Raw genomic sequence first — 3489 nt, forward strand, 5'->3', positions numbered from 1 at the left:
ACCGCAGAGAGCTTCCTGGGCTTCATCGACATCACATCGATCCGCCTCTGGCTTCGCCATTTGTCAACATAACCTAGTTTCTTACCAAGCCGCTCGAGGCGTTCGAAGATGCTGTCAGGACCGAGCATCCAACGCATCAGTTCACTTCGATGGAAGCGCCTCATTTTCTTGATTTTCAAGAAGGTCATTTCTCCAATTCTTGAACAGTCATGATCACTCGGCTCACCTTCTGGGCGCGGCTTTCTTCGCTTGTTAGCGATGCGTCTAGTATATTGCAATTATCCACATAAGCGGCTTCAAACGAGCTGGGTAGTACCTTGTTGGCCTGGATAGACGGAGAAGCCAGCAGCTTGTTTGACCTAACTGGCAGAAAAAAGTTACTAACGGTCGCGCATTCGGATGTGTAGACGAATGCTCGAAAGCTCCAGGTCTGGCGCATTGGGGTGGGGTGACTCGCTGAAGTGCTCTAGGTGCTGCCTGAAACATGGAGCGAGAGGGGGGGGCGATAAGCGATCGCGGCTTTGCGCGTGATTCTTTGTTGCCTGACGGGTTGGCGGAGCCATTGACATGACATACGTTGCACCGCGGCAAGGGCGGGCTATAGAGACGGAAGCAAAATTTCTTGAGGCGGCAGAGAAACTGTTTGCAAAGAATGGATTTAATAACACAACAATAGATCACATAGCGTGTGCAGCTGGCCTTCACAGAGGTGCATTTCTGAAAAGATTTGGAAGCAAGTATGCTATCGCGGATATCTTGTTTGAGCGCTACTGCTCTGAATCTGTTTGCCGATTGAACGAAACTCTGCAGGCTATGCGAGGTGGGGAATTTGCTGGCTTTCGAGACATGCTTATTCAGATTTCTGTTGGCCTAGAGATGGTTCTCAGAAAGCATATTGCGGCCAATAGAGCATTTAATGAGATCTTGGCAAACAGGCTGGAGATTGAGGAGAAAGCAAATAACCTGTTTCGTCACTTCATACAGGTTTTTCGAGACGGTTTTGCACATTTTTCACCCGGGGAGGAAGTTGCAAAAAGAGATGCGATTCCGCCCGCGCAGTTGTTGGTTGTTCTAAATTACAACTATGTGCTGGAGATTGCCCCAAGTTTACCTCGCGAACATTTGCAGAGACACAACGCTATTGTTGATGCGACACTTAGTATGTTGGACTCAAACCTCGGGGTCAAGACACACAACTAGAACTTGACGGTTGCGGCGATGTGGACGGCGGAGAGGAAGAGTTCGCAGCATCTGTCGTAGCGGGTGGCAATGCCGCGCCAGTCCTTGAGACGGGCAAAAAGGTTCTCGATCCGGTGCCGTTGCTTGTAGGGCATTCTGTCATGTGTTGCGGGGTTCTTGTGTCCGCACCGAACTGGGATGCAGGCGGCCATCCCCTTTTCCTCAAGGGCATCGCGGAACCAGTCGGCATCGTAGCCCTTGTCGGCCAGGAGCGTCTTGGCGGGCGGCAAGGCGCTCAGCAAGGCCAGCGCGCCCTTGGCGTCGCTCATCTGCCCAGGCGACAGGAAGAATATCAGCGGACGCCCCAGCCCGTCACAGACCATGTGCAGCTTCGAGTTCAACCCGCCTTTGGTCCGCCCGATGGCCCGTGGGCGAGTCCCCCTTTTGAGAGGCTTGCCGCCGTGCGGTGGACCTTGAGATGGGTGCTGTCGATCATGATGGTCTCACCATCGGGCCCAGGTTGCGCCAGCTCGACGAAGATCCGGGCGAACACCCCCATGCGCGACCAGCGGACGAACCGATTGTAGAGAGTCTTCGGCGGGCCGTAGACTGTAGGCGCGTCCTTCCACTGTAACCCGTTCTTCTTGATGTAGATTATCCCGCTCAGCACCCGCCGGTCAAAGACCCGCGGCCTGCCCCGCGACTTCGGGAAAAACGGCCGAAGCCGCTCCATCTGCTCGTCGGTCAGCCAGAAACGCTCGCTCATCATGCCCCCTCTGTTTGGGAGCTCGAATCACGCAACTGCAACAGCCTCAAGCAGGTTTGTGGTTCCTGAACCCAACCTATCTTTTTGTACAGGTTTTGGGGCAGAATGGCAGGCGAAGACCTCCCTGAAAGATAAGTTACTTCTGGTCACCTATTTTCCCGCGATACGTCGCTAACATTGGCAAGGAGATCCAAAATGAGTGACCTGATTCTTCACACGACCGACCGTTCTACGGGTGAAATTTCCAACCGCAATTTCGCGGGCATGGAGATTGACGTTGATGGAGCAACGGATATTCGCCTCGATGTGTGGAGAGAAGATCTGGCTTCGGTGGAGAGGCAGGGTGAAGACTTGGTTGTTACCCTGATTGACGGTCGTCAGGTAGTGATCTTCGATTTTTTTGAGGGTGATGACGATGGCACCGTCAGCCGATTGGTTTTGAACGGTGATGATGCATTCGATCTCGCGGGCGTTCTGGCAGTTTCAGGTTTGCTCGCGATTGGCTCTTTGATTGTTGCGCCCACGGACACCAACGCCGCTCCGGCCGCCCCAATGGCTCAAATCAACCCATCAAGCGACAGTGGGATCATTGGTGATGGTATTACCAATGATACGACACCGACAATTTCCGGCTCTGGGGTGGTGCCGGGACATGTTATCACTGTAACCATGCCTGGGTCGGGTGAGGTTCTAACGGCAGTGGTTGCTCAGGATGGGACTTGGTCCGTTACTCCAACAACGCCGATAGCTGACGGTACGAGTGGTGATGTGATCGTGACCGCAACAGACTCGGCTGGTAACGTTTCCAATCCAACACTCGTTCCATTGACGATCGACACGAGCGGGGCGGACGGGTCGAACGACACGTCGCTGACGGCGGTGTCGATCGATGCGATCACGGATGACACCGGGACGGCTGGCGACTGGATCACGTCCGATGTGAACGGGATCACGGTGTCCGGTACGGTGACCGGGACGGTCGGTGCGGGTGACACGGTTCAGGTGTCGACGGATGGCGGGATGACCTGGTCCGACGCGGTTCTGAGCGGCAACAGCTGGAGCTTCGACGACACGACGGTGCGGGCGGATGGCGACAGCGTGACCTATGAGGTGCGTTTGCTCGACGGGGTTGGCAATGACAGCGGTCTGTCGGACAGCCAGGCGGTGAGCTTCGACACGGGCGCGGTTGCGGGGACGCTTTCCTTTGCGAACCTTGTTGACAGCGGTGTTGCGGGTGACGGGATCACCAATGACAACACGTTCGATCTGTCTCTGAGCGGCGCGGAGGCCGGTGCGACGGTTGCCTATGAAGTGTCGACGGATGGCGGCACGACCTGGGTGCCGACGACGGCAGCGCAGTCGGGGATTGCGGACGGGCCTTACCAGTTCCGTGCGCAGGTGACGGATGCGGCGGGGAACACGGCCCCGAGCAACGTGATCTCTGTGGAGATTGATACGACGGCACCCGCGGCACCCGCGGCGCCGACGAGCTATGATGACAATGTCGGAGCGATCATCGATCCTGCGAGCACGGCGGCGACGAC

The 3489-nt window shown here is 56.1% G+C and carries 4 protein-coding genes; 2 read left to right on the forward strand and 2 right to left on the reverse strand.

Going from position 1 to position 3489, the window contains the following annotated elements; genetic code table 11:
• Nucleotides 1-188 (reverse strand): hypothetical protein (locus RBB16_RS20470; protein WP_306047882.1); only part of this gene is annotated, 188 nt, incomplete at its 3' end.
• Nucleotides 189-567: 379 nt separating this feature from the next.
• Here RBB16_RS20470 and RBB16_RS20475 point away from each other — a divergent pair.
• A complete protein-coding gene (locus RBB16_RS20475) occupies nucleotides 568-1200 on the forward strand; it encodes a TetR/AcrR family transcriptional regulator (RefSeq protein WP_306047883.1) in 633 nt (210 codons plus the stop codon).
• Here RBB16_RS20475 and RBB16_RS20480 read toward each other — a convergent pair.
• A protein-coding gene (locus RBB16_RS20480) for an IS5 family transposase (RefSeq protein WP_306047884.1) occupies nucleotides 1197-1945 on the reverse strand; the annotation gives its coding sequence in 2 pieces (ribosomal slippage) (nucleotides 1197-1627 and nucleotides 1627-1945; 750 coding nt in all). The two genes, RBB16_RS20475 and RBB16_RS20480, sit on opposite strands and share 4 nt — an antisense overlap.
• A gap of 195 nt (nucleotides 1946-2140) precedes the next feature.
• On the opposite strand from RBB16_RS20480, the gene RBB16_RS20485 reads away from it, so the two are divergent.
• On the forward strand, nucleotides 2141-3489 hold a 1349-nt coding region (locus RBB16_RS20485), incomplete at its 3' end, for an Ig-like domain-containing protein (RefSeq protein WP_306047885.1).

Source organism: Nioella sp. MMSF_3534, assembly GCF_030732985.1.
In the GTDB taxonomy this organism is placed as follows: Bacteria; Pseudomonadota; Alphaproteobacteria; order Rhodobacterales; family Rhodobacteraceae; genus Nioella.